Consider the following 26,050-nt stretch of genomic DNA (forward strand, 5'->3'; position numbering starts at 1 on the left):
GTTTAAACCCCGACCAGTAGCTGGTGAAGGGGCCGCTGGAACTCCCCACCTTTGGGCTGATGGCCCTGCGGCGGCCCGCGCCATTGCGGAGGCCGCCGCCGGCGTCGGGCGTGAAAAGCGGGGAGTTTCAGCGGGCTCCTGTTAGACCGACTCCAAAACGGAGACGTAGTTCGCGATGCCGACGCCGCCCATGTTCTGCACCGCGCCGCGGCGGACGCCGGGCAGTTGCATGGCGCCTGCCGTGCCCGTGAGCTGCATGGCAGCGATGACGTGCTGCGATACGCCCGTTGCGCCCACGGGGTGGCCCTTGGCCTTGAGCCCGCCGGACACATTGACGGGCAGCTTGCCGTCCTTGTAGACCCAGCCTTCCCGCACTGCCCGGAAGCCTTCGCCGCGCGGCGTCAACCCCATGGCCTCGTACATGATCAGTTCGGCGATCGTGAAGCAATCGTGCACCTCGGCGAAGTCCAGGCCGCCGATCCCGACGCCGGCCATCCCCAGCGCCCGCTCCCACGAGACCCTTGTGGCGGCGAACTCAGTGGGGTCGCGGCGATCTGCCGGGAAGAAGTCGTTAGCGTGCCCGAAGCCCGCCAACCGTACGGGCTCAGTAGCAGCGCCCGACGCCGGCCCAAGGGACAGCACGACGGCCGCCGCGCCGTCGGACACAGGGGAGCAGTCCGTCCGGCGGAGCGGTTCGGCAACCATCGGGTTCTTCTCGGAAACGGTCCGGCAAAACTCCTCGCCGAAGTCCCTGTGCATCTGTGCGTAGGGGTTGTCCATGCCGTTGCGGTGGTTCTTGGCGGCGATGGAACCCAGGACGTCGCCCAGGCCGCCGGAGAAACCAGGGCCTGTGATCCCGGCCCCGTAACGCTTTTCGTAGTGCTTGGCCACCTCGGCGAACAGCCCCGTGAACCCGGTAGTGGAGGCCTTGCCGGCCATTTCGTAGGAGGCGCCAAGGAGGGCTGCGCCCACGACGTCGGCTCCCGCGTCCGTCATCTTTTCGGCTCCGATGACCAGGACGTTGCGGGCAGTCCCGGCGAGGACGGATTTCACGCCCTGCTGGAAGGCGGCCGAGCCTGAGGCGCAGGCGTTTTCGGTGCGCGTGGCCGGAATGTTGGCAAGCTCCCCGGAGACTTGCAAGGCGAGCGAGGACGTGAAGCCCAGTGGCTGCATGCCGGAGTTGAACTGGCCAAGGTAGATCTCGTCGATGTCCCGGGGTTCAAGGCCGGAGTTCCGGATGGCCTCCGCGGACACCTTCACGATTAAGGACTCCAGCGTCTCGTCCGTGAGCTTGCCGAAGTTGCTGTGTCCCCATCCGGTGAGGAGGACGTCTTTGCCGAACTGGTCTTTCAGGCTCATGCCATGCTTCCTTCCAATGTGGTCCCTCCGAATGCCGGCGCTGCTTCCAAGGCCACGGTGAATTCGGCTTCGGTCTTCTCGCGGATCTCCTCCACGGTGACCCCCGGCGCGAGGCGGCTCAGCGTGAGCTGGCGCGCGCCGTCGTCGTCCTTTACCGGGACGAGGTCGAACACCGCGAGGTCGCTGATGATGCGGTCCACCACGCCAACACCTGTCAGGGGCAGGGTGCATTCCTTGACGATCTTCGCGCTGCCGTCCTTGGCGTTGTGTTCGGTGAGGACCACGACGCGCGGGGTTCCCGCCACCAGGTCCATCGCACCGCCCATGCCCTTTACCATCTTTCCCGGAATGGTCCAGTTGGCGAGGTCGCCGTTACCCGAAACCTGCATGGCGCCGAGGATCGCGACCTTGACGTGTCCGCCGCGGATCATGCCGAACGACGTTGCGGAGTCGAAAATGCTGCCGCCGGGCAAGACGGTCACGGTCTGCTTGCCGGCGTTGATGAGGTCGGCGTCCTCCTCGCCTTCATAGGGAAAGGGCCCCATGCCCAGGAGGCCGTTTTCGCTTTGCAGCACAACCCGCACGCCGTCGGGCAGGTTGTTGGCCACGAGGGTCGGAATGCCGATGCCGAGGTTGACGTAGTCTCCGTCGTTGAGCTCCAGGGCCGCGATGGCAGCCATTTCGTCACGTGTCCATGCCATGGTCGTACTCCTTCGCTTGCTTGGTCAGGCTGCCGGGACGCATTCCGGCCGCGGGCGCACGGTGCGTTGCTCGATGTCCTTGGTGCGGCCACTCGCCTGGACCAGCCGTTGGACGTAGACGCCCGGAGTCACGATGTGGTTGGGGTCCAAATCACCGGGCTGCACTATAACTTCGGCCTCGGCGATGGTCACGATCCCCGCCGTCGCCACCACTGGGTTGAAGTTCCGTGCCGTGTAGCGGTAAATCAGGTTGCCGTCCGTGTCCGCGGTGTGCGCGTGGACCAGTGCGACGTCGGCGACGATCCCGCGCTCGCGGACGTACGTGACGCCGTCGAACTCTTCGAGGTGTTTTCCTTCGGCAACCAGGGTTCCGACGCCTGTCCGCGTGTAGAACGCCGGGATGCCGGCACCGCCGGCGCGGAGCCGTTCGGCGAGGGTTCCCTGGGGAGCGAACTCGACTTCAAGCTGGCCGGAGAGGTATTGCTCCGCGAAGAGCTTGTTCTCGCCCACATAGGAGGCGATGACCTTGCGGACCTGGCCGGCTTCGATCAGGACGCCGAGCCCCTTGCCGTCAATGCCCATGTTGTTGGAGACCACCGTCAGGTCCTTGACACCGGAATCGCGGACGGCGTCGATCAGGTCCGCGGGGATGCCGCTGAGCCCGAAGCCGCCGACGGCGATCGTCTGGCCGTCGCGCAGGACGTCTTGCAGTGCAATGGCGGCGTTGGCTCGGATTTTGGCCATGGCGTTGTCCTCGTCTTTGAGTATGGCCGCCCGGCGGCTATCCACTTTGTGGACAGAGGCTGAGCGCGTTGTCTGTGCTGGTTGTTGGCAAGGAGCTTATGGGCGCTCGGGGCGAAGGGTCAACGGCGTCGAATGGCCGGTAAGGCTGAACTCGCACAGTGTGGACGCTACTCTTGTAAGTGTCCACATTGTGGAGGAAAACTTTGGAGGGAGCAGAGTTGCCGACTCAACAGCCGCACACCAAGCCGATGCAGGGCGCCCAAGTGGTGGCCCGGGTCGCTGCCCTCCTCCGGCTCGTGGGCCGCAAACCGGAGGGCATGTCCACCGCTGGCCTGGTCCGCGAGTCCGGCCTGACGCGCCCGACCGTACACCGTTTGCTCGCCTCCCTCGCCGCCGACGGTCTGCTCGATCATGACCAGCGGACCGGCAACTGGATCTTGGGGCCCGAGATTTTCCTGCTGGGGTCCGTGGCCGCCGCGCGTTTCCCATTTGAGGACCTGGCCCGGCCCAGCCTGCGCCGGCTGGCCGAAGAGAGCGGGGAAAGTGCCTTCTACTCGATCCGCCGTGGCCACGAAACCGTGTGCGTGCTTCGCGAAGAAGGCAGCTTCCCCGTGCGTTCATTCGTGTTGCATGAGGGCGTCCGGTTCCCGCTCGGGGTGGCGTCGGCAGGCACGGCGATCATGGCCTTCCTGGCGGACGATGAGAGGGAAACGATCCTGTCCGGATGGGAACGGCATGCGGGGGATTTCGCCGCCAACCACACCGAGACCGTGGTGCGGCGCAACCTCGAGCAGACCCGCTTGGCCGGGTACTCAGTGAATCCCGGTCTGGTCCTCGAGGGGAGTTGGGGAATGGCCGCCGCCGTCTTCGATCAACTGGGCCGGCCGATCGGCGCTCTGTCCCTCACCGGGATCGAGCCCCGGTTCCGTCCTGAACGCCAGGCGTTCCTGGGCAAGTTACTCCTGGAAGAAGCCCACCGCATGAGCTCCGCGGGGCTCCCTCAATAATTTTTTTCAAACCCCACCCATCCGCCCGAGCCGCACCTCCGAATAGCTGGCATAAGTACTTAGCCCGCCAGGGTGAAGTCCTTTCACACACCGGAATCAACCGGCCCCGAATGTCAGTACGTTTGAAGGAGAAATGTCATGCTTGCTACAAAGCGCACGTCTTTTGCGATCGCCGGTCTCGCCGCTTCCGCCCTGCTGGGCCTCACTGCTTGTGGCGGCTCCGGCTCCACGGCCGCAGCACCGTCATCCGCCGCTCCTAGCTCGTCCAGCGCATCCAGCTCATCCAGCTCGTCGTCCACCAAGATGGCGACCCCCTCTGCCTCTGCAAGCGCCGCGATGGACCCGACCAAGGACCTGGTTGGCCCGGGCTGCGCAAGCTACGCTTCCCAGGTTCCGAGCGGTGCAGGTTCGGTTGCGGGCATGGCTGTCGACCCCGTAGCCGTGGCCGCCTCCAACAACCCGTTGCTCAAGACCCTCACGGCTGCCGTGTCCGGCAAGCTGAACCCCAAGGTGAACCTGGTGGACACCCTAAACGGCAGCCAGTTCACCGTCTTCGCTCCGGTTGACAGCGCCTTCGCCAAGGTCCCCGCAGCTACCGTCGACACCCTCAAGACCGACGACGCGCTCCTGAGCAAGATCCTCACCTACCACGTGGTCCCCGGCCAGCTGACCCCGGACCAGATCGTGGGTACCCACAAGACGGTTGAGGGTGACTCGGTGACCGTTACGGGAACCAAGGACGCACTGAAGGTTGACGGCGGCTCCGCCGTTATCTGCGGTGGCGTCCACACCGCCAACGCCACGGTGTACCTGGTTGACAGCGTCCTGATGCCGAAGTAAATCGCAACGCCGATCATGCCCCTTAGGATTCGTCCTAGGGGGCATGACCTTTGCAGCAAACCCGAGGGGACAGAGTGAAGTCGTCAATCGTATGGTTCCGGGACGACCTCCGGACCAGTGACAACCCGGCGCTGCGGGCCGCGGCCGACGACGGTGCCGCCGTCGCGCTGTATGTCCTCGACGAGGAATCGCCGGGAATCAGGCCGCTCGGCGGCGCCTCCCGCTGGTGGCTGCATCACTCCTTGCTGGCCCTTCGCGAAGAACTCGCCTCGTTGGGCGTGCCCCTTTTGCTGCGCCGCGGACGGGCGGCCGAGATCATCCGGGAGGCCGCGACGGCGATGGGTTCCGGATCGCTGTACTGGAACCGCCGTTACGGCGAGGCAGAGCGGACGCTCGACGCCGGCATCAAGGCCTGGGCCCGCGAGTCGGGGATGCACGCGGAGAGTTTCCAAGCCTCGTTGCTGCACGAGCCGTGGGACGTCACCACGAAACAAGGCGGACCATTCAAGGTCTTCGCACCCTTCTGGCGTACCGTGTCCGGGCAGGATTTCCGCGAACCTTTCGAAGCCCCGGAACCTGGCCGCGGATTCTCCGGCCAGTTGCCTGAATCCGAAGAACTGGACGCATGGGGATTGCTGCCACGGAACCCCGATTGGTCGGCCGGATTCTCCGAAAGCTGGCAGCCGGGGTCAGCCCAGGCGCATGAGTTCCTTGATGACTTCGTGGAGCACGGGCTGGCGGACTATTCGGTGAACCGGGACCGGCCGGACTTTGCGGGTAGCAGCCGCTTGTCGCCTTTCCTGCGCTGGGGACAGCTCAGCCCGTTCGAGGTGTGGCACGCCCTGCAAGGCCGGCGCCGCGAACTGGCCGAGAGTACGGCCGTTTTTGCCTCCGAACTCGGGTGGCGTGAATTCTGCTGGCACCAATACTTCCATCATCCCGACCTTGCAACGGCCAACTTGCGGTCCGGGTTCGACCACTATCCGTGGGCTTGGCCGGGCACCCGGGCGAGCAGCGCAGGCACCCAGGATGCCGCCGCACTCCTTCGCGCATGGCAGGAGGGCCGCACCGGGTTCCCCATCGTGGACGCAGGCCAGCGGCAATTGTGGCACACAGGATGGATGCACAACCGGGTCCGCATGGTCTCGGCCAGCCTCCTGGTCAAGAATCTTGGCATCCACTGGCAAGTCGGCGAGCAATGGTTCTGGGACACCTTGGTGGATGCCGACCCTGCGTCCAATCCTGCCAACTGGCAGTGGGTGGCCGGTTCCGGCGCGGATGCCTCGCCGTTCTTCCGCATCTTCAACCCGGAGACCCAGGCCGCGAAATTCGATCCGGACGGCAGATACGTTGCCCAGTGGATCCCCGAGCTCGCCACTGCGGAGTATCCGGAGCCGGTGGTGGACCTTAAGGCCTCGCGCAGGGAAGCGCTGGATGCCTACGGCTCCATTCCCCGTTGAGCGGCGGGAGCCGGAGGGCTCTGGAAGTTAGTAGGAAGTCCGAGTATATTCGGGATCAAAGACGCCCCGGAGCGCAGTTGGACATGTGCCTTCGAGGCCGATGGCGGGCATTCCCCTTATGCAAAGGAGCATTCCATGGTGCGCGAACTTTCCCACTACATTGACGGCCAGAGGGTCGACGGCACCTCCCCGCGCTTTGGCGATGTCTACAATCCCTGCACCGGCGAAGTTCAGGCACGCGTTCCCCTGGCCAGTGCCGACGAGGTCAGGAATGCCATTGCCAGCGCCGAAAAAGGCCAGCTCGAATGGGGCGCCATGAACCCGCAGCGCCGCGGCCGGATCCTGCTGAAATTCGTCGACCTCGTCAACGAACACATGGACGAACTGGCCACGCTCCTTTCCTCGGAGCACGGCAAGACGTTCGCCGATTCCAAGGGCGACATCCAGCGCGGCATCGAGGTGGTGGAGTTCGCCGCCGGCGCTCCCCACCTGCTCAAGGGTGAATTCTCGGACAATGCGGGCGCCGGCATCGACGTCCACTCCATGCGCCAGCCGCTCGGCGTCGTCGCCGGCATCACGCCCTTCAACTTCCCGGCCATGATTCCGCTCTGGAAGTCCGGCCCTGCCTTGGCTGCCGGCAATGCCTTCATCCTTAAGCCTTCGGAGCGCGACCCGTCCGTGCCGCTGCGCCTGGCGGAACTTTTCACCGAGGCGGGATTGCCGGACGGCGTCTTCAACGTCGTCAACGGCGACAAGGAAGCCGTGGATACCCTCCTCGAGGATCCGCGCGTGAAGGCCATCGGCTTCGTCGGATCCACACCGATCGCCCAGTACATTTACGCAACGGCCGCGGCCCACGGGAAGCGCGCCCAGTGCTTCGGCGGCGCCAAGAACCACATGGTGGTCATGCCCGACGCCGATCTCGATATGGCCGCGGATGCCCTCATCGGCGCCGGTTTCGGGTCTGCCGGCGAGCGTTGCATGGCGATTTCAGTGGCCGTTCCGGTTGGCCAGGAAACAGCCGATCGGCTTGTCGCCAAGTTGCAGGACCGTATCAAGGACCTGAAGGTGGGCCCCAGCCTGGCCGCGGATTCGGACTTTGGACCTGTCGTGGCCGCCTCGGCGAAGCACCGTATCGAGGGCTACATCCAAGCGGGCGTGGACCAAGGCGCTACCCTCGTCACCGATGGGCGCGACCTGCAGGTGGACGGCTACGCGGGAGGCTTCTGGGTGGGCCCCACCCTCTTCGACAACGTCACGAAGGACATGTCCATCTACAAGGAAGAGATCTTCGGCCCGGTCTTGAGCGTCCTCCGCGCGGCCGACTACGAAGAAGCGCTGCGCCTTTGCTCCGAGCACGAGTTCGGCAACGGCGTCGCGATCTTCACCCGCGACGGCGACGCAGCCCGCGACTTTGCGAGCCGCGTCGAGGTCGGCATGGTGGGCATCAACGTTCCCATCCCGGTCCCGATTGCCTATTACACCTTCGGCGGCTGGAAGGCATCCGGCTTCGGCGACCTCAACCAGCACGGTCCGGACGCCTTCCGCTTCTACACCAAGACCAAGACGGTCACCACCCGTTGGCCCTCCGGTATTCGCCAGGGCGCCAGCTTCGTGATGCCGGCTGGCAGCTGATGGCTGACGTTCACTTCGAGAAACGCGGCCACCTCGGCGTCATCACCCTGAACCGCCCCCAAGCGGTCAATGCCCTCACCGCGGGCATGGTGCACGCCATGCTGGAGCAACTCACCGCTTGGGCTGACGACGACGCCGTCAAGACCGTCCTGGTGCACGGCGCCGGAGACCGCGGACTCTGCGCGGGTGGTGACATCGTGGCCATCTACGACGACATCCTGCGCCGCGGAGACCAGACCACGGACTTCTGGGCCGCGGAATACCGCTTGAACTCGTTCATTGCCCGGTATCCGAAGCCTTACGTGGCCTTCATGGACGGGTTGGTCCTGGGTGGCGGGGTCGGGATATCGGCCCACGGTTCCGTTCGGGTGGTCACAGAGAGGACCCGTACGGGCATGCCGGAAACCACCATCGGTTTTGTGCCCGACGTCGGCGGGACCCTTCTGCTGTCCCGCTCACCGGGCGAGTCCGGCACGCACGCGGCCCTCACGGGTGCGCACTTGAGCGGAGCGGACGCCCTGTATTTGGGGCTCGCGGACCACTTCGTCCCGTCCGAAAGCCTCCCGGCGCTCGCGGAAGCGCTTGAAAGCTCGACGGCGGAGGCCGCCGTCGAGCGCTTCGTGCAGGAACCGCCGGCCTCGGTGCTGTCCGGCCAGCGGCACTGGATCGACGACGCCTATGCTTCGGATGACGCCGAGGACATCGTGGCGAGGCTCCGCGGTGCCGGCGGGGAAGCGGCCGCGGCCGCGGACACCATCGAGGCGAAGTCGCCTACAGCCGTGAAAGTCACCCTGGCGTCGTTGCGGCGCGTCCGGGGGCTTTCCCTCGAGGCGGCTTTGGAGCAGGAATACCGTGTTGGCCTGCGCTGCCTGGCCGGCCCGGATTTCCGCGAGGGCATCCGCGCGCAAGTAGTAGACAAGGACCGCAACCCGCAGTGGAAGCCGGCTTCCCTGGCGGAGGTGTCGCCGGCCTCCGTCGAGGGCTTTTTCGCACCGCTCGGCGACCGTGAACTCAAACTTGATTCAAAGGAGTCCGACCATGTCTGACGCAGCTTCCGGCACCATTGCCTTCCTCGGCCTTGGCCACATGGGCGGCCCGATGGCCGTGAACCTTGTCAAGGCAGGGCATCAAGTGGTGGCGTACGATCCGGTGCCCGCGGCACTCGAGACGGCCCGCGAACACGGCATTGCCACGGTGGATTCCGCTTCGGAGGCCGTGGCCGGGGCATCCGTTGTCCTGACCATGCTGCCCAGCGGCAAGCACGTCCTTGACGCCTACCGGGGAGTGGACGGAGCGCCGGGCCTGCTCGCCGTAGCTGCGCCGAACACGCTCTTCCTTGACTGCTCCACCATCAACGTTGACGAGGCCCGCGAGGCAGCTTCCCTTGCGGTGGAAGCAGGTCACCGCTCCGTGGACGCGCCCGTTTCCGGGGGCGTGGTGGGTGCGGAAGCCGGGACGCTGACCTTCATGGTGGGAGCGCTGCCGGAGGATTTCGAGACCGTGAAGCCGATCCTGGAACACATGGGCCGCAGGATCGTGCATTGCGGCGAACACGGAGCCGGACAGGCTGCCAAGGTCTGCAACAACATGATCCTGGGCGTTTCCATGATTGCTGTCAGCGAGGCGTTCGTCCTCGGCGAGAAGCTGGGCCTGACGCACCAGGCTTTGTTCGACGTCGCCTCCAACGCCTCGGGGCAATGCTGGGCGCTGACCACCAATTGCCCGGTTCCCGGCCCGGTTCCCACGAGCCCGGCCAACCGCGACTACCAGCCCGGATTCGCCGGAGCACTTATGGCGAAGGACCTCCGGCTCGCGGTCAACGCGCTCGAGAGTACGGGAGTGGACGGGCAAATGGGGCACCTCGCATCGAAAATTTACGACGCTTTCGCCGCCGAAGGCGGTGCCGGACGAGACTTCTCGGGCATCATCACGGACATCCGGGACAAGTCCGCCAAGTAGCCTTGGCGGGGCAAGCACATAACAACAAAAGGGGCACGGCTTGGCGCAGCAGTATGAAAACATCCTGGTGGAACTCCGTGGACGGGTGGGCTTGGTGACCCTGAACCGGCCGAAGGCGCTCAACGCGTTGAACCAGGCCACCATGAATGAGATTGTGGCCGCTGTATCAGACATGGATGCGGATCCTGCAGTGGGTGCCGTGGTGATCGCCGGCTCGGAGAAAGCCTTCGCTGCAGGCGCAGACATCAAAGAGATGGCATCCAAGGAGTACATGGAGATGTACGCTGCCGACTGGTTCCGTGCCTGGGAAAACCTCACGCGCTTGCGCATTCCCGTGGTTGCCGCGGTGTCCGGCTTTGCCCTCGGCGGGGGGTGCGAACTTGCCATGATGTGCGATGTCATTGTCGCCGGCGACAATGCAAAGTTCGGCCAACCGGAAATCAACCTGGGCGTCATTCCCGGCATGGGCGGCTCGCAGCGGTTGACCCGTGCCGTGGGCAAGGCCAAAGCGATGGACATGATCCTCACCGGGCGGTTCATGGACGCCGGGGAAGCTGAACGGGCAGGCCTCGTGTCCCGCGTGGTCCCGGCCGAGTCCGTGGTGGAGGAGGCGTTGAAGGCTGCGGAAGTGATCGCGTCCAAGTCCAAGCCGGTTGCCATGGTGGCCAAGGAAGCGGTCAACGCAGCCTTCGAAACCGGCCTCTCCCAAGGCGTGCTCTTTGAACGCCGGGTCTTTCACTCACTGTTCGCCACCGAGGACCAAAAGGAAGGCATGGCCGCGTTCACCGAGAAGCGGCAACCGGAGTTCAGGCACCGCTAATCCCATTAGTCCGTGAAATCGCCCGCGGCCTTGCGGAAGTCTCCCAGCACACGGATCAGGTGCTCGACGTCCTCGTCCCCGAAACCGGACCGGCCGAAGACCTCGTTGTTGAGTGCCGTCGTGGCGCGCTTCGCGAGTGTGCGGCCCTCGGCGGTGAGTTCGATCAGCGTGGTGCGTCCGTCGGTGGGGTGCGGGGAGCGGACCACGAGCGCTGCCTTCTCCAGGCGGTCCACGGCGTTGGTCACCGACGTCGGATGCACTTGGAGCAGCGCACTGGCTTTGTTCATGGGCAACGCACCGCTGCGGGCGAAACTCAGCAGCGCCAGGAGCTCGTAGCGTGCGAAGGTCAGGCCGAACGGCTTCAGCACGCCTTCGATCCGCGCCAGCAGGATTTGCTGCGTGCGCATGATCGCGGTGATGGCCGCCATGGGCGCGGCGACTTCGCCCCAGCCGTGGCGTTCCCAGTTTCGCTGGGCATCGGCGATGGGGTCGCGGGGGAGCGGGCTGCCCACGGTTCCTCCTGACATTTGCTTGGCTGCCTATTCTTTCAGACTCGGAAACTCGTCCTCGGTGTACTCAACGCCCAGGCCGGCCGGGAGCGGTCCGTCTCCGTGACGGGCCACCTCTGTGCCTCGAAGTTCGACGCGCCTGATCTTGCCGGAAATGGTCTTCGGTAACTCGCCGAATTCGAGCCGCCGGATGCGCTTGAACGGTGCCAGGTGCTGCCGGCAGTACCTGAGGATGTCTTCCGCCACGGCCGGACCGGGCTCGTATCCGGCGGCGAGGACCACGAAGGCCTTGGGCACCGAAAGCTTCACCGGATCCGGAGAAGGCACGACGGCGGCCTCCGCCACGGCGGGGTGTTCGATCAGGACGCTTTCGAGTTCGAAAGGGGACAAACGGTAGTCCGATGACTTGAAGACATCGTCCCCGCGGCCCACGTAGGTGATAACGCCCTTCGCATCCCTGCTGGCCATGTCGCCCGTGTGGTAATACCCGTCACGGAAAGCCTCGGCCGTCTTTTCCTGGTCGCCAAAGTAGGACTTCATGAGCCCTACGGGGCGGGGGTCCAAGCGCAAGCACAGCTCGCCGTCGTCGGCCTCTTCGCCGGTGGCGGGGTCTACGAGCACGACGTCGTAACCCGGAAGAGGCCGACCCATCGAGCCCGTCTTGACGGGCTGTCCAGGGGTATTGGCGACCTGGACAGTTGTCTCCGTCTGGCCGAAGCCGTCGCGGATGGTCTGGCCCCAGGCCCTCTCCACTTGCCCGATCACCTCGGCATTGAGGGGTTCGCCCGCCGAAACCACCTTCGTGGGCGGGGTTTTGAGCATGGTCAGGTCGGCCTGGATGAGCATGCGCCAAACGGTGGGCGGGGCACAGAAACTCGTGACGCCTTCGCGTCCCATCTGCTCCATGAGTGCCTTGGCATCGAAGCGCTCGTAGTTGTAGACGAAAACGCAGGCTTCGGCGATCCATGGTGTGAATACGTTGGACCATGCGTGCTTGGCCCAGCCGGGGGACGCGACGTTGAGGTGGACGTCCCCGGGTTCCAGGCCGATCCAATACATCGTGGAGAGGTGACCCACCGGGTACGAGGTGTGGGTATGCTCCACCAGCTTGGCCCGCGACGTGGTGCCCGAGGTGAAGTAGAGCAGCATGGTTTCGTCTGCGGCGGTGGGGCCATCCGGGATGAACGTCGCCTCAGCCGAACCCGATTCGGCGTACTGGAGGGCGCCGTTGGTTTGGCCGTCGCCCACTTCGATGAGGGTGTAATCGCCCGGGACGTCGGCAAACTTCGCGATGTTGGCGCTTCCGACGGCGGCCCAACGGGCACCGCCGCGTTCCACCCGATCCGTGATGTCGCGTGGGCCCATGAGCGTGGTGGTGGGAATCAGGACCACGCCGAGCTTGATCCCGGCGAGCATGAGCTCCCACAGTTCCACCTGGTTGCCGAGCATGATGATCATGCGGTCGCCTCGGCTGACGCCTTTGCCTCGGAGCCAGTTGGCCAGCTGGGAGGACCGTGCGGAGAGCTCGGCGAAGCTGCGGCGGGTGGAGCTGCCGTCCTGCTCGACGATGACAAGCGCGGGGTTGTTGGCGGTGGCGGGATTCGCCGCGATCTGGTCGAACCAGTCGAGGGCAAAGTTGAACTCGCTGAAGCGGGGCCACCGGAATTCGCTGTGTGCGCGGGAGTAATCGGTGCGCAGCTCAAGGAGCCGGTCGCGGGCTGCACGGAAGTCGTCGGTGACTGTCATTCTCTGCCTTTCGCCCCTGCATGGAATGTGTAGGCGCGGACCGGACAGGAGCCGGCCGGGTGATCCGCCTCACTGCAATATACTAGGACATCCAAGGGTTTGGAAGGGGCCGTGCGGGCGGCGACTGTCACGCAGTGCATACTTTTGCGAAGATGACGACGGCGGTGCCCCGGAATGGCGCGGCAGGCCGCCGTCGGGCAATGCGAAAAGTTGCCCAGCGTGACGGCGGCGCCTCGGCTTAGGGGTGTGCTACTTCCACCATGTATCGAAAATTGTGACCGGAACAGTGCGCTTGTGGCGGGTGCGCATGTACTTGTCCTCGATGGTCGCGGCGGCGCCTTCGGTGACTTCCTTGCCTTCGAGGTAATCGTCGATCTGGTCGTAGGTAATACCGAGTTCGTCTTCGTCCGTGCGCCCCGGCGATCCGTCCAGGAGGTCCGCGGTGGGCACCTTTTCCCAGATCCGGTTGGGCGCGCCAAGTTCGGCGAGCAGTGCGCGGTTCTGCCGCTTGTTGAGGCCGAAGAGGGGAAGGATGTCCGCGCCGCCGTCGCCGTATTTGGTGAAGAAGCCGGTGACGGACTCGGCGCCGTGGTCGGTGCCGATGACGAGGTAGTTGTATTCACCGGCGAGCGCGTACTGGGCCAGCATGCGGGCGCGGGCCTTGGTGTTGCCTTTGTGGAAGTCCGTAATGGCGGCGCCGGTGGTCTTTTCGAACTCGTCCTCGAAGCCGTCCACTGCGCGGGAAATGTTGAAGGTCCACTCGGTCTTGGCCTGGATGAAGTCCAAGGCGGCCTGGGCGTCGTCCTCGTCGTGCTGGGTGCCGTAGGGGAGCCGGACCGCAACGAAGTTTGCGTCAACACCCTCGGCCTCGAGCTCCTCGACAGCCAATTGCGCGAGTCTCCCGGCAAGGGACGAATCCAGTCCGCCCGAAATGCCGAGGACAAAGCCGTTGGTCCGTGTGGCCTTGAGGTACTCCTTGAGGAACGTGACGCGTTTACGGACCTCCTCTGCAGGGTCAATCCGGGGCTGGACGCCCATTTCCGCGATGATTTCGGCCTGGAGTGTGCGCATGTCACCAACACTAATAACGAGTGCTTGGATCACTCAACTGTGTCGCCCTGAAGTCAATCGGAAAGAGCTCGTGCGGTAGGTGACCGGGCGTCGGGTGGAAACTTGCGGTAGGTGACCGGGCGTAGGGGTGAAACGGGCGGTAGGTGAGTGAGCGTCGGGTGGGCTAGCGCTCCGGGGCGGCTCCGGTGGAGGCCCGGACCGTGAGGTGCGTGGGCATGACTGCCAGGCGCCGGCTGGTGCCGCCGTATTGGGGATTCAGGCTGGACAGCAGCATGGACACTGCCACGCGTCCGGCCTGTTCAATGGGCGACGCCATGGTGGTCAGCGGAGGGTTGCAGAAATCGGCGCCGAAGATGTCGTCGCATCCGACGATGCTCATGTCCTCAGGCACCCGGATGCCGCGTTCGCGCAGGCGCTGCAGCATTCCGATGGCAAGCAGGTCATTGAACACGATGCAGGCAGTAGCCCCTGTGTGCACGGCGGCGTCCGCTGCGGCCGCTCCGGAGGTGGTCTTGGGCGGGAACGGTCCCACGCTGAATGTGGTCAGCTTCCGTTCGGCGGTTTCCTCCTGGAACGCTTGCCACCGCTTGGCGTTGGACCAGGAGGTGGCCGGGCCTCCGACAAAGCAGATCCTTGTGTGCCCCAGCGATACCAGGTGTTCCAGCGCCTGGATGATGGCCGACGGCGTATCGATCACCACGGTGGGTGCGATGGCCGGGGCCCGGTTGATGGTGACCAGGGGCTGCTGTGCCGCCGCCTCGGCCAGTTGCGCGTCCGTGAGGCGGGATGCGGCAAGGATGAAGCCGTCTGCCGAGCGGCGCATCTTCTGCAGGGCATCTGCCTCCATCTCCGCCGATTCCTCGGTGTCAACGAGCAGTTGCGTGTAACCGGCGGCCTTCAACTGGTGCTGCGTCCCGCGGATGATGTCGAAGTAGAACGGATTGGTGATGTCCGGGACCAGGACGGCAACGGTCTGGGTCCGTCCGGAGCTCAGCCCGCGGGCTTGGGAGCTCGGTATGTAATTCAACTGCGCAGCCGCTTCTTCGATCCGCTCGCGCGTAACGCGGTTGACCCTGCCGGGATTACTCAGGGCCCTTGAGACGGTTGATGTTGCCACCCCCGCAAGCTCCGCGACATCGCGGATCGTGGGCTGCCTGCCCGGTGACCGGAGCTGGAGTTCTGCCATCGCCTAGGTATTCCTCATCCGTCGCAGCCGCTCATCGACGAGTGACTTGTCCCACAATTGCAGCACCGATGACAATTTTTGGCAATCGCTTGTCATTGTCGTTTCGCGTGCCTAAACTCGGAGCAAGCACCCGATGTGACGCACGCCACGCCAATGTGGTCATCGGGCTCCAGGGAGGAAAACAATGAAGTTTGCATCGTCCGCCAAATTTGCCGCTGTTGTCGTAACGGCCGCCCTAGCTTTGACCGCCTGCGGAGGCGGAAGCACCAGTTCAGGGGGATCGGGGGGGACTGTCGGACCTGTTGACGGCAAGGGCAAGAAGTTGAGCGTCCTGACCGGCGTCAACAACCAGTACTCGGCCCAGCAGAAGCAGTGGTTCACCGACATCGCGGCCAAGTTCAAGGCGCAGACCGGTGCAGACGTGGAATTCGAAACGTTCGCTTCGGCCAACGACGAACTGACCCGCATCCAGACCTCCGTCGTCTCCGGACAGGGACCGGACATCTACAGCCTGGGCACCACCTTCACGCCCACGGCCTTTGCCACCAAGGCCTTCGTGACATTGTCCGACGACGACTGGAAGAAGGTAGGCGGGAAGGACAAGTTCAACCAGGCCGCCCTCGGAATTTCCGGCCCGGACGCCCAGCACCAAGCGGGTATTCCCTTCGTCAGCCGGCCGTTCGTGATGGCCTACAACAAGGACATCCTGAAAGCGGCCGGGATCGACAAGCCCGCCACCAGCTGGGACGAGCTCGCAACCCAGGCGAAGAAGATGACCGACCCGTCCACCGGCACCTTCGGCCTGGCTACGGGCTACAAGGACAACTTCGATCCCTGGAAGTTCATCTGGGCCATGTCCGTCCAGGCAGGAAACCCGCTCGTCGACGGCAAGACCCTCAAGCTTGACGACCCGGCCGTCAAGAAGGCCTATGAAACCTACTTCGGATGGCTTACCAAGGACAAGGTTGTGGACCCGGCTTCCATCGGATGGAGCAACAGCAACGCAGTTGCCGCCTTTGCCTCCGGCAAGGCCGGGTACCTGATGATGACCACCTCCAGCTCCCTCCCGACGCTCGACAAGTCGGCGGTCGCGGGCAAGTACGCCTACACGGCCATGCCGACGACGGCGCCGGGCCAGTCGTCCCCGAAGGGCGACGGCGCGAATGCCGCCAGCATCCTGTCCGGTGACAACGTGGTTGTCGCCGACTACTCCAAGCAGAAGGACCTGGCCTTCGCCTACATCAACCTGATCACGTCCAAGGACGAGCAGTTGAACTACCAGAAGATCTTCGGTGACCTGCCTGCCAACGCCGAAGCGCTGAAGTCGCTGGACAACCCCGCGCTGAAACCGGTTGCCGACACCGCAGCGAAGTCCAAGGCCACTCCGTTCACCGGAGCCTGGGGTGACATCCAGCTCGCCCTCACCAACGTAGTGGTCCAGTCGATCCCTGACCTTTCCAAGGGTTCCGTGGACGACTCGAGCCTCCAGGCGCGCATCAAGGACGCACAGTCCAAGGGCCAAGCCTCACTCGACCGGGCATCCAAGTAAGCAGGAACCGACATGTCCACCGATTCACTGACTGCGGGCAAGCCGATGCGCCGTAAGTCGTCCCGCGACGCCAAGCCGGGCCCGCAGTCTCAGGACAATACCTCGAGGCGCCGCAAGGGGCTGAGCGAACGCAACCGCCCCTTGTGGATGCTGATCCCCGGCGGCCTGCTGATGATCATCATCATCGTGGTGCCGCTCCTGCTCGGCATCTTCATGTCAGGCCTGGACCTTGACCAGTATTCGCTGCGCAAGTGGGTCAGCGCTCCGTTCATCGGAGTCCAGAACTTCGTCGAAGCGCTGACCGCATCGCCTTTGCTGCACGCCATCTGGCTCAGCGTCAGCTACTCCTTGCTCGCCATGGTGGTCACCATCCCGCTCGGCATCGCCGGTGCGGTCGCCACCCAGAACGCGTTCAAGGGCCGGGCAGTAATCCGTTCCATCTTCCTGATCCCCTATGTCCTTCCCTCCTTTGTGGTGGCGACGGTCTGGCGGACCATGTTCCAGCCGGGCAGCGTCATCGATTCACTGCTGCATTCGGTGGGCATCGATGCCGGCCTGTGGCTTAACGGCCCGAACTCATATTGGACGCTGATCCTGGTCCAGATCTGGGCATCGTGGCCGTTTGTCTACTTGCTGGCGTTGTCCGGGCTCCAGTCAGTGGACCATGAGGTCCACGAGGCCTCGGCCCTGGACGGCGCCCTGTGGTGGAACAAACTCCGCTACGTGGTCTTCCCCTACCTCAAGGGTCCGCTCTCGTTGGCGTTCCTGATCGGCATGCTGCACCACATCAACAACTTCACCTTGCCGTTCGTCCTGTTCGGGATACCCGCTCCGTCCGATGTGGAGCTGCTTCCGATCCTCACCTACGTCACCAGCTTCCAGAGCTTCCGGTTCGGGCTCAGCGCGGCCATGGCGTTCATTTCGCTGATCCTGATCGCGATTCCCTTGTTCGTCTATTTGCGGGCCGTCAAGCTCGACGACGCCGAAACACCCGGAGGCAAGAAGTGAGCACCGCAACTGCAGCCGTCGGACGCCAAGCAAGCGAGGACTTCCGTCCGGGCTCCAAACGCCAGCACGAAGTGACCCGGCTCATGCCGGGGCCCATGCTTGCCATCATCCTGACGGCGTTGTGTGCCCTGGTCCTGATTCCGGTGGCCTACATCTTCCTCGCATCCGTGAACTCGGATATCGGCGTGGCCAGGGGCGAGTTCCTGCCGTCCAGCTTCTCCTTCGAGAACTATTCGAAGATCTGGACGAGCGTTGGACTGGCCACCGGCCTGACCAACAGCGTGCTCGTGGCAGGGTCCACCGCGGTGGTGTCCGCGCTCATGTCGATCGCCACCGCCTACGTCCTGGTCCGTTACCAGTTCCGCGGCCGGTTGACGATCCTTCGCGGGCTGTTGGGTCTCCAGTCGGTGCCCGGCACCCTCATGGTCCTTCCGGTCTTCGTACTGTTCTCCTCGTCGGCCACCTACCTGGGTATCCAGGTCATCGGCACGCAGTGGGGCTTGTTCATCACCTATCTGACCTTCGCGATGCCGTTCTCGACGTGGGTGATGGTCACCTATCTGCGCGGCCTGCCGCGCGAACTCGAAGAGGCCGCAAGGATCGACGGCGCCAGCAACATCGGCGTGCTGGTGCGGATCATCCTCCCCCTGAGCTGGCCCGGCGTCGTCGTCTCCGGTATTTTCGCCTTCCTGCTCGGCTGGAACGACGTCTTGTTCGCCTCAGTCATGACCCGGCCCGAAAGCCAGACGGCCGCCGTCGCGCTCCAGGTATTCGGTGCCTCGCAAGAAGGCGGTGCGATTCCGTTCTACGGCCAGATGATGGCAGCTTCCCTTGTGTGTGCTGCCCCGGTGGTCATCCTGTACCTGATTTTCCAGCGTTACCTAGTGGGCGGCCTGACCGCCGGAGGAGTCAAGTAAGTATGAGTACGCCAGCTGTCGAATGGGAGCTCTCGGGCTTCGGCGACGAAATCGACGACGACCCCAAGGTCCAGATCGCCGTGATGCAGGCCTTGGGCGCCAACCACATTGAGGTCCGCAGCGCCTGGGGCACCAACATCGTGGATCTGGACGACGCGCAGCTTGGTGAATTGAAGTCCTTGTTGGATGCCGCGGACATGAAGGTATCCGCGATCGCCTCGCCGATCGGGAAAGTGGATGTTTCCCTTCCCGTCGAGCACGAGGTGGAAAGGCTCCGCCGCGCAATCAACGCCGCGAAGGTCCTGGGCGCGCGCTACATCCGGATCTTCTCCTTCTACTACGGCGCGGACGTGGCGGTGGAGAGCATCCGGGATGCGGTCATCGAGCGCATGCGTGCCCTCGCGGACGTGGCCGAACAGTCCGGCGTCGTCCTTCTGCACGAAAACGAGAAGGACATTTACGGCGACATCCCCGAGCGGGTCCTGGACATCATCGAAACCGTGGCTTCTCCCGCGCTGAAGGTCGCTTGGGACGCGGCGAATTTCGTCCAGGTAGGCGTCAAGCCTTTCGACGAAGGCTACGCCAAGCTCCGTCCGCACCTTGAGTACCTGCAGGTGAAGGATGCCTTGTTCTCGAACGCTGCAGTGGTCCCGGCGGGCGAGGGCGACGGCGATGTCCTCCGTACCGTAGAAGCCTTGAAGGCCGATGGGTACACCGGGTTCGCCAGCCTCGAGCCGCATCTGGCCGGCGCCCATGGACTCGGCGGCTTCTCCGGCCCGACGGCGTTCGGCATCGCCGCAAGGGCGTTCGCGAAGGTCCTGAGCGAAGCAGGAGTGGAGGCAAAATGAGCGAAACTTCAAACGCTCAGTCGCAGATCCGGGCAGCGATCGTCGGGTGCGGCGTCATCGGCCGCACCCACTCGGCCGCCGCCCGCGAGTTCCCGGAGATCGTCATCACCGCGCTGGTGGATGTGGTTCCCGAGGCATCCGAGGCGCTGGCCGCAAAGATCGAAGCCAATGGCGACCCGAAGCCTGCGGTTTTCACCACGCTGGCCGAGGCGCTCGCCGCTGTACCCGTGGGTCTGGTCATCATCTCTACGCCCAGCGGACTGCACATCCAGCAAGCGCTGGAAGCGCTCGACGCCGGCAAGCACGTCGTGATCGAAAAGCCACTTGACGTTGACTTGAGCAAGGCGGACGAAATCCTGGCTGCGGCCGAGGCTGCCGAGGCGAAGGGCCTGGTGGCCACGGTGATCAGCCAGCACCGCTTCGATCCGGCCAGCAGGGTGGTGGACGAGGCCAGCCGGGCGGGCCGTTTCGGCACGCTGACCTCCGCGGTGGCCTCAGTCAGTTGGTGGAGGAGCCAGAGCTACTACGATTCGGGCGCGTGGCGCGGAACCTGGGCCATGGACGGCGGTGGAGCCATCATGAACCAGGGCGTTCACACCGTGGACCTGCTCTTGTGGTTCCTGGGCCGGCCTGTCGAGATCAGCGCCAAAACCGCCCTCCTCGCCCACGAAGGCGTTGAGGTTGAAGACACGGCCGTAGCCACCGTTACGTTCGAGTCCGGCGCGCTTGCCGTGCTGCACGCGACAACGGCGGCGTACCCTGGCCTGACGGTGCGCCTCCAGGTGATGGGCAGCAAGGGTTCAGCGGTGATTGACAACGACGACCTCGCGTACTTCCACGCGTCAGATGCCGCCGATCCTTCGGAGAGCAGCGCCATGGGCATCCTCGGAGGTGGTAACCAGGCCGCCGTCGAACTCGCCAAATATCCGGACGACAAGGTCGAAGCACTGGATCCGACGGTGTATCCGGCCGGACATGTCCGGCAGTACCGCGACATCCTTGCGGCGATCCGCGAGGGGCGCCCGGCCGGCGTCACTGTCCGGGACGCCCTGACCGCCTTGGCTACGGTGCGTGCCCTGTACGTCTCGGCAACGCTGGGGCAGCCGGTGCTGATCGCCGATGTCATCGCGGGCAAGTACAACGACGTGGAGGTCCGTACCGGCGGGTCCGCTTCCCACCCTGACACCCGTGCAGGGGTCTCGGCATGAAGTTCTCCGTCTTCACCGCTTCCACGCCCGAATGGTCGCCCGAGGAAGCCGCCACCAAGCTTGCCGCCCAGGGCTGGGACGGCGTCGAATGGCGGGTCACGGACCAGGCCGACGCGGCAGAACCGGGCTTCTGGGCAGGGAACCGTGCCACCTGGCCCATGAAGGGACTGGAGGATTCGGTCCCGGAGATTGCCCGGCTCACCGCCGAAGCAGGGCTCGAGTTCTCGGGCCTTGGCGGATACGCCCGCTGCGACAACCACGACGACGTCGAGCGGGTGCTCGCGGCGACCGCGGCCTTGGGTGCCAGGCAAGTCCGGGTGAACGTGCTGCCGCTGGGCAACTCGAACATGGGCGGCGGCGAACCCACAGGCCTGCCCTACCCGGAGCTCTTTGCCGCCACGCGGGAGCACTATGAGTGGGTCGCTTCGCGTGCAGCACACCACGGCGTCAAAGCCCTTGTGGAACTGCACCATGGAACCGTGACGGCGTCGGCCTCCGCGGCCCGGCGGTTGTTGGATGGGCTGGATCCGCGGCACGTCGGCGTTATCCATGACCTCGGCAACCTGCTGATCGAGGGCTGGGAATCACCGCTGCCCGCACTCCAGCTCCTGGGCCCGTACTTGGCACACGTCCACGTGAAGAACGCACGCTGGGTCCGCACCGACTCGAAAGACGAATCGGGCGGTGCGGTGTGGGTCAACGAATGGGCGCCCTTAGCCGAAGGACAAGCAAGCGTCCTGGCCTACTTCCGGGCGCTCGCCGACGTCGGCTACGACTCATGGGTCACGCTGGAGGACTTTTCCACCGAGCTTCCCCTGGAGGAACGGACGGCGTCCAACTTGGCCTATGTCCGCAAGGCAGCCGCGCTGGCTGGTTTCGCCTAGACCGTGCGCGACGCCTTCGCGCGGATATTTCCCAGGTTACGGCGGGTGACGGTGGCGCGCGGACCGGTGGCCTCGCGAGTTCCTGCTATGTTTTCCGAATGGGCCATGCTGTCACGCTGAAGAACGTCGCCGCCCACGCCGGCGTGTCCAGGACCACCGCTTCGAACGTGCTGACCGGCACGGGGCGCGTCTCCTCCGAGACCCGGGACCGCGTGCATCAAGCCATGCGGGAGCTTGGGTACGTTTACAACCGTGGTGCCGCCTCGCTTCGGACCCGGCGCACCACCACGGTGGGAGTCATCGTCACCGACATCGCGAACCCCTTTTTCGGCGAACTGCTCGTAGGGCTCGAGTCAGCCCTCGCCGAGGCCGGGTTCCGTTCCCTCGTGGTCGCGTCGTCGGACGATCCCGTGCGCCAGGATGAGCTCATCGCGGAGCTTCGTGAGTACCAAGTGGCCGGGCTTGCCATCATGCCGGCGACTCGCTCGGGGAAGAGCTTTCTTGAAGGCCTCGAAGCCTCGCGCATCCCGCACGTTTTCGTCACCAAGTACTTGGAGGGCGTATCCGCGCCCTACGTCGGCCCGGACGACCGATTGGGCGGCCGCCTGGCAGCCGAACACCTCCTTGGCCATGGATGCCGGTCGTTCGCGTTCGTGGGTGGGCTTGCGCGCCATCTTTCACGACGCGACCGGATCGCGGGGGTGCGGGCCGCGCTGGCTGACGCCGGAGTGGAACCGGAACGGTTCATCGACATCGAGAGCGCTTCAAATGGCGAAGGCGGGCTGCGGGCAGGGGAGCAGTTGCTTGAACGAGGCCAACTGCCGGAGGCGATCATTTGCCAGAGCGATGCGGTGGCCTTTGGTGTCTACCGGTCCCTGCGCATCGCGGGGAAAGCGGCAGGGGTCCGGGTGATCGGCTACGACGACGTCCGGACCGCGGCGCTTTGGGAACCTCCACTCACGTCGGTCGCAACCCGGCCCGAGCGACTCGGCCGCGCGGCCGCCGAACTGCTCCTCGATGAAATCGCCGAGCCCTCGGCGGGCGTCTCGGAGCGAGTCTTCGCCCCGGAGCTCATGATCAGGGAATCGTGCGGCTGCCACGGCACTTCCCAGTGACGGATGCTTGACAGTGACGTAGATCACCTGACACGATCAGCAAAGTGCTGAATCGATCCGGCAAGACTGTCGCCGGATGGATGCGCTTGTTTTTTACTTTGGTGGTGGATCGATTCGGCAAAGTTGCCGAATCGATCCACCACTAGGGCTCACTCGCCCACCACTCGCACGCCTTCCGACCTCAAGGAGCCGACTTTGGACCGTCCCGCCTTTTCAAACCCGTCGCCCGCCGGACCGCGCGGCGTCCGCACACGCTCAACCCGTCGNCACGCCTTCCGACCTCAAGGAGCCGACTTTGGACCGTCCCGCCTTTTCAAACCCGTCGCCCGCCGGACCGCGCGGCGTCCGCACACGCTCAACCCGTCGCCGAGGTGTGGCCGCCGCCCTCGCCGCCGCTGGTGCGATCAGCCTGGCCCTGAGCGGCTGCGGAACAAGCGCATCGCCGTCGGCCGGTCCCACGGCCCAGGCCGTGGACCCGGCTTCGGCCAAGGGAGCCTCCGGAAGCCTTTCGATTTGTGGCGGGCGGGACTCCGTGGGCCTCTACAAAGGCACGGTCGACGCATTCATGAAGGCAAACCCGGGGATCACCGCGAAGTACATCGTCCTGGGCGCCACGACCGACGATGCCCGGACCCAGGCCGTGCAGCGACTTCAAGCGAAGTCGGGCGAGTGCGATCTCTTCCTCACGGACGTGACGTGGACGCCCGAGTTCGCATCCCAGGGGTGGTTGCAGGACATGACGAAAGTGACCGACGCGGTCAAGGGCACACTCATTCCGTCGACGGTCGCCACTACTCAATACAAGGGCAAGTCCTGGGCCACGCCGTACTACACCAACGCGGGACTGCTCTACTACGCCAAGGACAAGGTGGCCAAGCCCGAAACGTGGAAGCAGGTCTATGCTGAAGCAGCGAAGGCTCCTGGAAATGGCCTGGTGTACCAGGCCAAGCAATACGAGGGCCTCACAGTGAACTTCCTTGAACTGCTCTACAGCGCAGGAGGGGACGTCATCGACGGCCAGGGGAACGTCAAGATCGATTCGCCCGAGACCCGAAAGGTGCTCGACTTCATGGCAAGCGGCGTCAAGAACGGCTCAGCAGACCGCGCCGTGCTGACGTATGAGGAGAACAGCACGCGCCTGGCATACGAGTCAGGCAAGTACGGCTACGAACGCAACTGGCCCAACGTCTACGGGCAGCTCAACGCAACGCCCCTCAAAGGTACGTTCGGAGTCGCTCCGCTGCCCTCCTTCGACGGCAGCTCCAAGGGGAGCGGTGTCCTCGGCGGATGGAACTTGGCGATTTCGGCTTTCTCGTCGAACCCGGGTGCCGCCGTCGCGTTCGTGAACTTCGAATCCTCGCCAGAATGGCAAAAGCACGTAGCGATGGACTACTCCCAAGCGCCGGCCGGTGAGGCGGCTTACTCGGATCCGGAGGTTCTCGCAAAAATGCCCTTTGCCCAAGAGCTCCTCGTCTCCGTCAAGGGCGCCAAGCCCCGGCCGGTTTCCCCGGTTTACGCGCAGATCTCCGAGGCCATCAACAAGAATGTCCACGCAGTCCTGGCCGGTGACTCGAGTACGGAGGACGCCGTGAAGAAGATGGCCGAGCAGATCAAGGCCGCGCAGGCGAGCTTCTGATGACGGCGATCCGCGCTCTGGTTCCCGAACGGTCCCGCAGCACGCGGGACCGGGCGGAGCGGCGCCTCGCAGCCCGGATGACGGCGCCATCGCTCATCCTCATGGCCCTCGTGGCCGCGGTTCCCATCGGATACGCCATCTGGCTTTCGCTCAACCAATACAGCCTGCGGCAGGCCGGGCTTTCGCGGTTCGTGGGCCTCGGCAACTACATCGACGCCCTCGCCGGCCCGGATTGGTGGCGGGCGTTCGGCCAGACCTTCCTCTTCGCTGCCTGCTCCGTTTCGCTTGAGATGGTTCTCGGCACCGGGATGGCGATGCTGCTCAACTTGGCGTTCCGCGGCCGGGCGTTCCTCCGCACGGTTGTCCTGGTGCCCTATGCCATCATCACGGTCGTCAGCGCGATCACGTGGCAGACCATGTTCGATCCGACCACCGGATTCGTCCCCCAGATCCTGGCGGCCTTCCACCTCCCCGGCGCGGGAGTTGTCTGGCTCGGCGAACAGGGCTACGCCTTGGCCGTGATCGTGATGGCCGACGTGTGGAAGACCACGCCGTTTGCGGCGCTGATCATCCTCGCCGGCCTGCAGGCGATTTCGCAGGAGACATACGAGGCCGCAGAGCTCGATGGGGCGAACCGATGGGAAACGTTCTTGCACGTGACGCTCCCGCTCCTTCGGCCCGCGATCGTTCTCGCCGCGATTTTCCGCACGCTGGACGCACTGAGGATCTTCGACTTGCCGTTCGTCCTCACACACGGGGCGAACGGCACCCAGTCGATGTCCATGCTCGCCTACGGCCAGCTGAACGAGAACCGGCTCGTCGGGCAGGGTTCGGCCCTCTCCATCCTGACGTTCTTGACGGTCATGATCGTCTCGGCCGTGTACATCCGGTTCGGGGGCGGGAACATCCGCGATATCGCCCGGGAGGACCATCGATGAGTACCCTGACCGCTTTGCGCCCGTCCGCCCAGCGCACCGGGACCAGCCGCGCCACCCAGCCAAGGCGCGAGAAGGGGCGCCTGCATCCGATCGTGTGGGTGTTCGCCGTCCTGGTCATGGGCTTCTCGCTCGTGCCCTTCTACTGGCTCGTCAGCACCTCGCTCAAGAAGGGCCCAAGCCTGGGCCAGGGCGAGCTCTTCCCAAGTCAACCGACCCTCGACAACTACCTCTCCGTGTTCGGCAACGGCGATTTCCTCCTGGCGCTTCGCAATTCGGTGATCATCGCGGTGGTAACCACGCTCGTCGCGCTCGTGTTCGCCTCGTTTGCCGCATACGCTCTGGCCCGCCTGAAGATGCGCCGCAAGGCGCTGGTCCTGACGCTGGTCCTCTCGGTCACGACGTTTCCCGCAATCGCGATCGCCGCCCCGATGTTCGCCATTTGGCGGGAGATCGGGCTGTACGACACGCTCCTCGGGCTCATCATCCCGAAGCTCACGTTCGCCCTGCCGCTTGCCATTTACACGCTGACCTCCTTCTTCCGGGACATCCCCAGAGAGCTCGAGGAGTCCGCCTACGTGGATGGAGCGACGCCGTTCCAAGCGTTCCGGCGGGTCATTCTCCCGCTCGCGATTCCGGGGCTCGCGACCACCGCGATCCTGGTGTTCATTTCGGTCTGGAACGAGTTCCTCCTCGCCGTGACGCTGACCAGCTCGCCGGCGGCGAGGCCGGTACCTGTAGCGATCGCCTTCTTCAACGGCATGAGCGAATTCGACGTTCCGCTTGGCCGGATCAGCGCCGCGTCGGTCATCGTCACCATCCCGCTCGTCGTCCTCGTGCTCATTTGCCAGAAGCGGATTGTCGCCGGGATGACCGCCGGCGCCGTCAAAGGCTGAGCCGCTTGCACGCCAGT

Annotated in this window: 24 protein-coding genes; 17 read left to right on the forward strand and 7 right to left on the reverse strand. The window is 64.8% G+C overall.

Features of this window, described 5'->3' with window-relative positions; all coding sequences use genetic code 11:
* Nucleotides 1-141 precede the first annotated feature (141 nt).
* Genes L0B83_RS11340 through L0B83_RS11350 form a run of 3 tightly spaced genes read right to left on the reverse strand, consistent with a single transcriptional unit; the run spans nucleotide 142 to nucleotide 2,804 of the window.
* Entirely contained in the window at nucleotides 142-1,359 is a 1,218-nt protein-coding gene (locus L0B83_RS11340) for an acetyl-CoA acetyltransferase (RefSeq protein ID WP_234758541.1), read from the reverse strand.
* Nucleotides 1,356-2,060, reverse strand: coding sequence for a CoA transferase subunit B (locus L0B83_RS11345; RefSeq protein ID WP_234758542.1), 705 nt, complete (start codon nucleotides 2,058-2,060; stop codon nucleotides 1,356-1,358). The genes L0B83_RS11340 and L0B83_RS11345 overlap by 4 nt, the downstream gene beginning before the upstream one ends.
* 24 nt (nucleotides 2,061-2,084) lie before the next feature.
* Nucleotides 2,085-2,804, reverse strand: a complete 720-nt coding sequence (locus L0B83_RS11350; RefSeq protein ID WP_234758543.1) for a CoA transferase subunit A — start codon at nucleotides 2,802-2,804, stop codon at nucleotides 2,085-2,087.
* Between the two features lie 248 nt (nucleotides 2,805-3,052).
* On the opposite strand from L0B83_RS11350, the gene L0B83_RS11355 reads away from it, so the two are divergent.
* The 7 genes from L0B83_RS11355 to L0B83_RS11385 all read left to right on the forward strand — a co-directional run bounded on the left by L0B83_RS11355 (nucleotide 3,053) and on the right by L0B83_RS11385 (nucleotide 10,525).
* Nucleotides 3,053-3,811, forward strand: a complete 759-nt coding sequence (locus L0B83_RS11355) for an IclR family transcriptional regulator (protein WP_234758611.1) — start codon at nucleotides 3,053-3,055, stop codon at nucleotides 3,809-3,811.
* A gap of 138 nt (nucleotides 3,812-3,949) precedes the next feature.
* Complete coding sequence (locus tag L0B83_RS11360) at nucleotides 3,950-4,651, forward strand: fasciclin domain-containing protein (protein ID WP_234758544.1); 702 nt, start codon at nucleotides 3,950-3,952, stop codon at nucleotides 4,649-4,651.
* A gap of 74 nt (nucleotides 4,652-4,725) precedes the next feature.
* A complete protein-coding gene (locus L0B83_RS11365; protein WP_234758545.1) occupies nucleotides 4,726-6,111 on the forward strand; it encodes a cryptochrome/photolyase family protein in 1,386 nt (461 codons plus the stop codon).
* 135 nt (nucleotides 6,112-6,246) lie between these two features.
* A complete protein-coding gene (locus tag L0B83_RS11370) occupies nucleotides 6,247-7,746 on the forward strand; it encodes a CoA-acylating methylmalonate-semialdehyde dehydrogenase (RefSeq protein WP_234758546.1) in 1,500 nt (499 codons plus the stop codon).
* Nucleotides 7,746-8,792, forward strand: a complete 1,047-nt coding sequence (locus L0B83_RS11375; protein WP_234758547.1) for an enoyl-CoA hydratase/isomerase family protein — start codon at nucleotides 7,746-7,748, stop codon at nucleotides 8,790-8,792. The genes L0B83_RS11370 and L0B83_RS11375 overlap by 1 nt, the downstream gene beginning before the upstream one ends.
* Nucleotides 8,785-9,705, forward strand: a complete 921-nt coding sequence (gene mmsB, locus L0B83_RS11380) for a 3-hydroxyisobutyrate dehydrogenase (protein ID WP_234758548.1) — start codon at nucleotides 8,785-8,787, stop codon at nucleotides 9,703-9,705. The genes L0B83_RS11375 and mmsB overlap by 8 nt, the downstream gene beginning before the upstream one ends.
* Before the next feature lie 40 nt (nucleotides 9,706-9,745).
* The gene (locus tag L0B83_RS11385) at nucleotides 9,746-10,525 is read left to right on the forward strand and encodes an enoyl-CoA hydratase (protein WP_234758551.1); all 780 of its coding nucleotides are present in this window, start codon (nucleotides 9,746-9,748) and stop codon (nucleotides 10,523-10,525) included.
* Between the two features lie 5 nt (nucleotides 10,526-10,530).
* Here the strand turns inward: L0B83_RS11385 and L0B83_RS11390 are convergent, their stop codons facing one another.
* The 4 genes from L0B83_RS11390 to L0B83_RS11405 form a co-directional block, all read right to left on the reverse strand.
* On the reverse strand, nucleotides 10,531-11,037 hold the full coding sequence (locus L0B83_RS11390) for a MarR family winged helix-turn-helix transcriptional regulator (protein ID WP_234758612.1): 507 nt from the start codon (nucleotides 11,035-11,037) through the stop codon (nucleotides 10,531-10,533).
* Nucleotides 11,038-11,064: 27 nt separating this feature from the next.
* Nucleotides 11,065-12,780: an AMP-binding protein gene (locus L0B83_RS11395; protein WP_234758553.1), complete on the reverse strand. Its 1,716-nt coding sequence runs from the start codon at nucleotides 12,778-12,780 to the stop codon at nucleotides 11,065-11,067.
* Nucleotides 12,781-13,029: 249 nt separating this feature from the next.
* Nucleotides 13,030-13,851: an NAD(+) synthase gene (nadE, locus tag L0B83_RS11400; RefSeq protein WP_234758558.1), complete on the reverse strand. Its 822-nt coding sequence runs from the start codon at nucleotides 13,849-13,851 to the stop codon at nucleotides 13,030-13,032.
* A gap of 163 nt (nucleotides 13,852-14,014) precedes the next feature.
* Nucleotides 14,015-15,037, reverse strand: coding sequence for a LacI family DNA-binding transcriptional regulator (locus L0B83_RS11405; protein WP_234758560.1), 1,023 nt, complete (start codon nucleotides 15,035-15,037; stop codon nucleotides 14,015-14,017).
* 184 nt (nucleotides 15,038-15,221) lie between these two features.
* Here L0B83_RS11405 and L0B83_RS11410 point away from each other — a divergent pair, with 184 nt between their 5' ends.
* From L0B83_RS11410 to L0B83_RS11455, 10 genes are all read left to right on the forward strand, one after another.
* Nucleotides 15,222-16,586 (forward strand): ABC transporter substrate-binding protein, encoded by a 1,365-nt coding sequence (locus L0B83_RS11410; RefSeq protein WP_234758561.1) that lies wholly within the window; start codon nucleotides 15,222-15,224, stop codon nucleotides 16,584-16,586.
* Between the two features lie 45 nt (nucleotides 16,587-16,631).
* Entirely contained in the window at nucleotides 16,632-17,594 is a 963-nt protein-coding gene (locus tag L0B83_RS11415) for a carbohydrate ABC transporter permease (protein ID WP_234758613.1), read from the forward strand.
* Nucleotides 17,595-17,677: 83 nt separating this feature from the next.
* A complete protein-coding gene (locus L0B83_RS11420) occupies nucleotides 17,678-18,511 on the forward strand; it encodes a carbohydrate ABC transporter permease (RefSeq protein ID WP_234758614.1) in 834 nt (277 codons plus the stop codon).
* Nucleotides 18,512-18,513: 2 nt separating this feature from the next.
* The gene (locus L0B83_RS11425) at nucleotides 18,514-19,359 is read left to right on the forward strand and encodes a sugar phosphate isomerase/epimerase family protein (RefSeq protein ID WP_234758563.1); all 846 of its coding nucleotides are present in this window, start codon (nucleotides 18,514-18,516) and stop codon (nucleotides 19,357-19,359) included.
* Nucleotides 19,356-20,567: a Gfo/Idh/MocA family protein gene (locus L0B83_RS11430; protein ID WP_234758564.1), complete on the forward strand. Its 1,212-nt coding sequence runs from the start codon at nucleotides 19,356-19,358 to the stop codon at nucleotides 20,565-20,567. Before L0B83_RS11425 ends, L0B83_RS11430 begins: the two co-directional genes overlap by 4 nt.
* A complete protein-coding gene (locus L0B83_RS11435; RefSeq protein ID WP_234758566.1) occupies nucleotides 20,564-21,451 on the forward strand; it encodes a sugar phosphate isomerase/epimerase family protein in 888 nt (295 codons plus the stop codon). Before L0B83_RS11430 ends, L0B83_RS11435 begins: the two co-directional genes overlap by 4 nt.
* Before the next feature lie 98 nt (nucleotides 21,452-21,549).
* A complete protein-coding gene (locus L0B83_RS11440; protein WP_234758567.1) occupies nucleotides 21,550-22,566 on the forward strand; it encodes a LacI family DNA-binding transcriptional regulator in 1,017 nt (338 codons plus the stop codon).
* A gap of 295 nt (nucleotides 22,567-22,861) precedes the next feature.
* Nucleotides 22,862-24,202: an ABC transporter substrate-binding protein gene (locus L0B83_RS11445; RefSeq protein WP_234758569.1), complete on the forward strand. Its 1,341-nt coding sequence runs from the start codon at nucleotides 22,862-22,864 to the stop codon at nucleotides 24,200-24,202.
* Nucleotides 24,202-25,140 carry a carbohydrate ABC transporter permease gene (locus tag L0B83_RS11450; protein ID WP_234758571.1) on the forward strand — a complete coding sequence of 313 codons (939 nt, stop codon included), beginning with the start codon at nucleotides 24,202-24,204 and terminating at the stop codon, nucleotides 25,138-25,140. Before L0B83_RS11445 ends, L0B83_RS11450 begins: the two co-directional genes overlap by 1 nt.
* Nucleotides 25,137-26,033 (forward strand): carbohydrate ABC transporter permease, encoded by an 897-nt coding sequence (locus L0B83_RS11455; protein WP_234758572.1) that lies wholly within the window; start codon nucleotides 25,137-25,139, stop codon nucleotides 26,031-26,033. The genes L0B83_RS11450 and L0B83_RS11455 overlap by 4 nt, the downstream gene beginning before the upstream one ends.
* The last annotated feature ends 17 nt before the right edge of the window (nucleotides 26,034-26,050 follow it).

This window comes from Arthrobacter alkaliphilus (assembly GCF_021483235.1).
Lineage (GTDB): Bacteria > Actinomycetota > Actinomycetes > Actinomycetales > Micrococcaceae > Arthrobacter > Arthrobacter alkaliphilus.

What these genes read in the sequence shown, in the direction of transcription:
- L0B83_RS11340 (WP_234758541.1), bottom strand. Translation starts at nt 1,359, where the DNA reads ATGAGCCTGAAAGACCAGTTCGGCAAAGACGTCCTCCTCACCGGATGG.
- L0B83_RS11345 (WP_234758542.1), bottom strand. Translation starts at nt 2,060, where the DNA reads ATGGCATGGACACGTGACGAAATGGCTGCCATCGCGGCCCTGGAGCTC.
- L0B83_RS11350 (WP_234758543.1), bottom strand. Translation starts at nt 2,804, where the DNA reads ATGGCCAAAATCCGAGCCAACGCCGCCATTGCACTGCAAGACGTCCTG.
- L0B83_RS11355 (WP_234758611.1), top strand. Translation starts at nt 3,053, where the DNA reads ATGCAGGGCGCCCAAGTGGTGGCCCGGGTCGCTGCCCTCCTCCGGCTC.
- L0B83_RS11360 (WP_234758544.1), top strand. Translation starts at nt 3,950, where the DNA reads ATGCTTGCTACAAAGCGCACGTCTTTTGCGATCGCCGGTCTCGCCGCT.
- L0B83_RS11370 (WP_234758546.1), top strand. Translation starts at nt 6,247, where the DNA reads ATGGTGCGCGAACTTTCCCACTACATTGACGGCCAGAGGGTCGACGGC.
- L0B83_RS11375 (WP_234758547.1), top strand. Translation starts at nt 7,746, where the DNA reads ATGGCTGACGTTCACTTCGAGAAACGCGGCCACCTCGGCGTCATCACC.
- mmsB (WP_234758548.1), top strand. Translation starts at nt 8,785, where the DNA reads ATGTCTGACGCAGCTTCCGGCACCATTGCCTTCCTCGGCCTTGGCCAC.
- L0B83_RS11395 (WP_234758553.1), bottom strand. Translation starts at nt 12,780, where the DNA reads ATGACAGTCACCGACGACTTCCGTGCAGCCCGCGACCGGCTCCTTGAG.
- nadE (WP_234758558.1), bottom strand. Translation starts at nt 13,851, where the DNA reads ATGCGCACACTCCAGGCCGAAATCATCGCGGAAATGGGCGTCCAGCCC.
- L0B83_RS11405 (WP_234758560.1), bottom strand. Translation starts at nt 15,037, where the DNA reads ATGGCAGAACTCCAGCTCCGGTCACCGGGCAGGCAGCCCACGATCCGC.
- L0B83_RS11410 (WP_234758561.1), top strand. Translation starts at nt 15,222, where the DNA reads ATGAAGTTTGCATCGTCCGCCAAATTTGCCGCTGTTGTCGTAACGGCC.
- L0B83_RS11415 (WP_234758613.1), top strand. Translation starts at nt 16,632, where the DNA reads ATGCGCCGTAAGTCGTCCCGCGACGCCAAGCCGGGCCCGCAGTCTCAG.
- L0B83_RS11420 (WP_234758614.1), top strand. Translation starts at nt 17,678, where the DNA reads ATGCCGGGGCCCATGCTTGCCATCATCCTGACGGCGTTGTGTGCCCTG.
- L0B83_RS11425 (WP_234758563.1), top strand. Translation starts at nt 18,514, where the DNA reads ATGAGTACGCCAGCTGTCGAATGGGAGCTCTCGGGCTTCGGCGACGAA.
- L0B83_RS11430 (WP_234758564.1), top strand. Translation starts at nt 19,356, where the DNA reads ATGAGCGAAACTTCAAACGCTCAGTCGCAGATCCGGGCAGCGATCGTC.
- L0B83_RS11435 (WP_234758566.1), top strand. Translation starts at nt 20,564, where the DNA reads ATGAAGTTCTCCGTCTTCACCGCTTCCACGCCCGAATGGTCGCCCGAG.
- L0B83_RS11440 (WP_234758567.1), top strand. Translation starts at nt 21,550, where the DNA reads ATGGGCCATGCTGTCACGCTGAAGAACGTCGCCGCCCACGCCGGCGTG.
- L0B83_RS11450 (WP_234758571.1), top strand. Translation starts at nt 24,202, where the DNA reads ATGACGGCGATCCGCGCTCTGGTTCCCGAACGGTCCCGCAGCACGCGG.
- L0B83_RS11455 (WP_234758572.1), top strand. Translation starts at nt 25,137, where the DNA reads ATGAGTACCCTGACCGCTTTGCGCCCGTCCGCCCAGCGCACCGGGACC.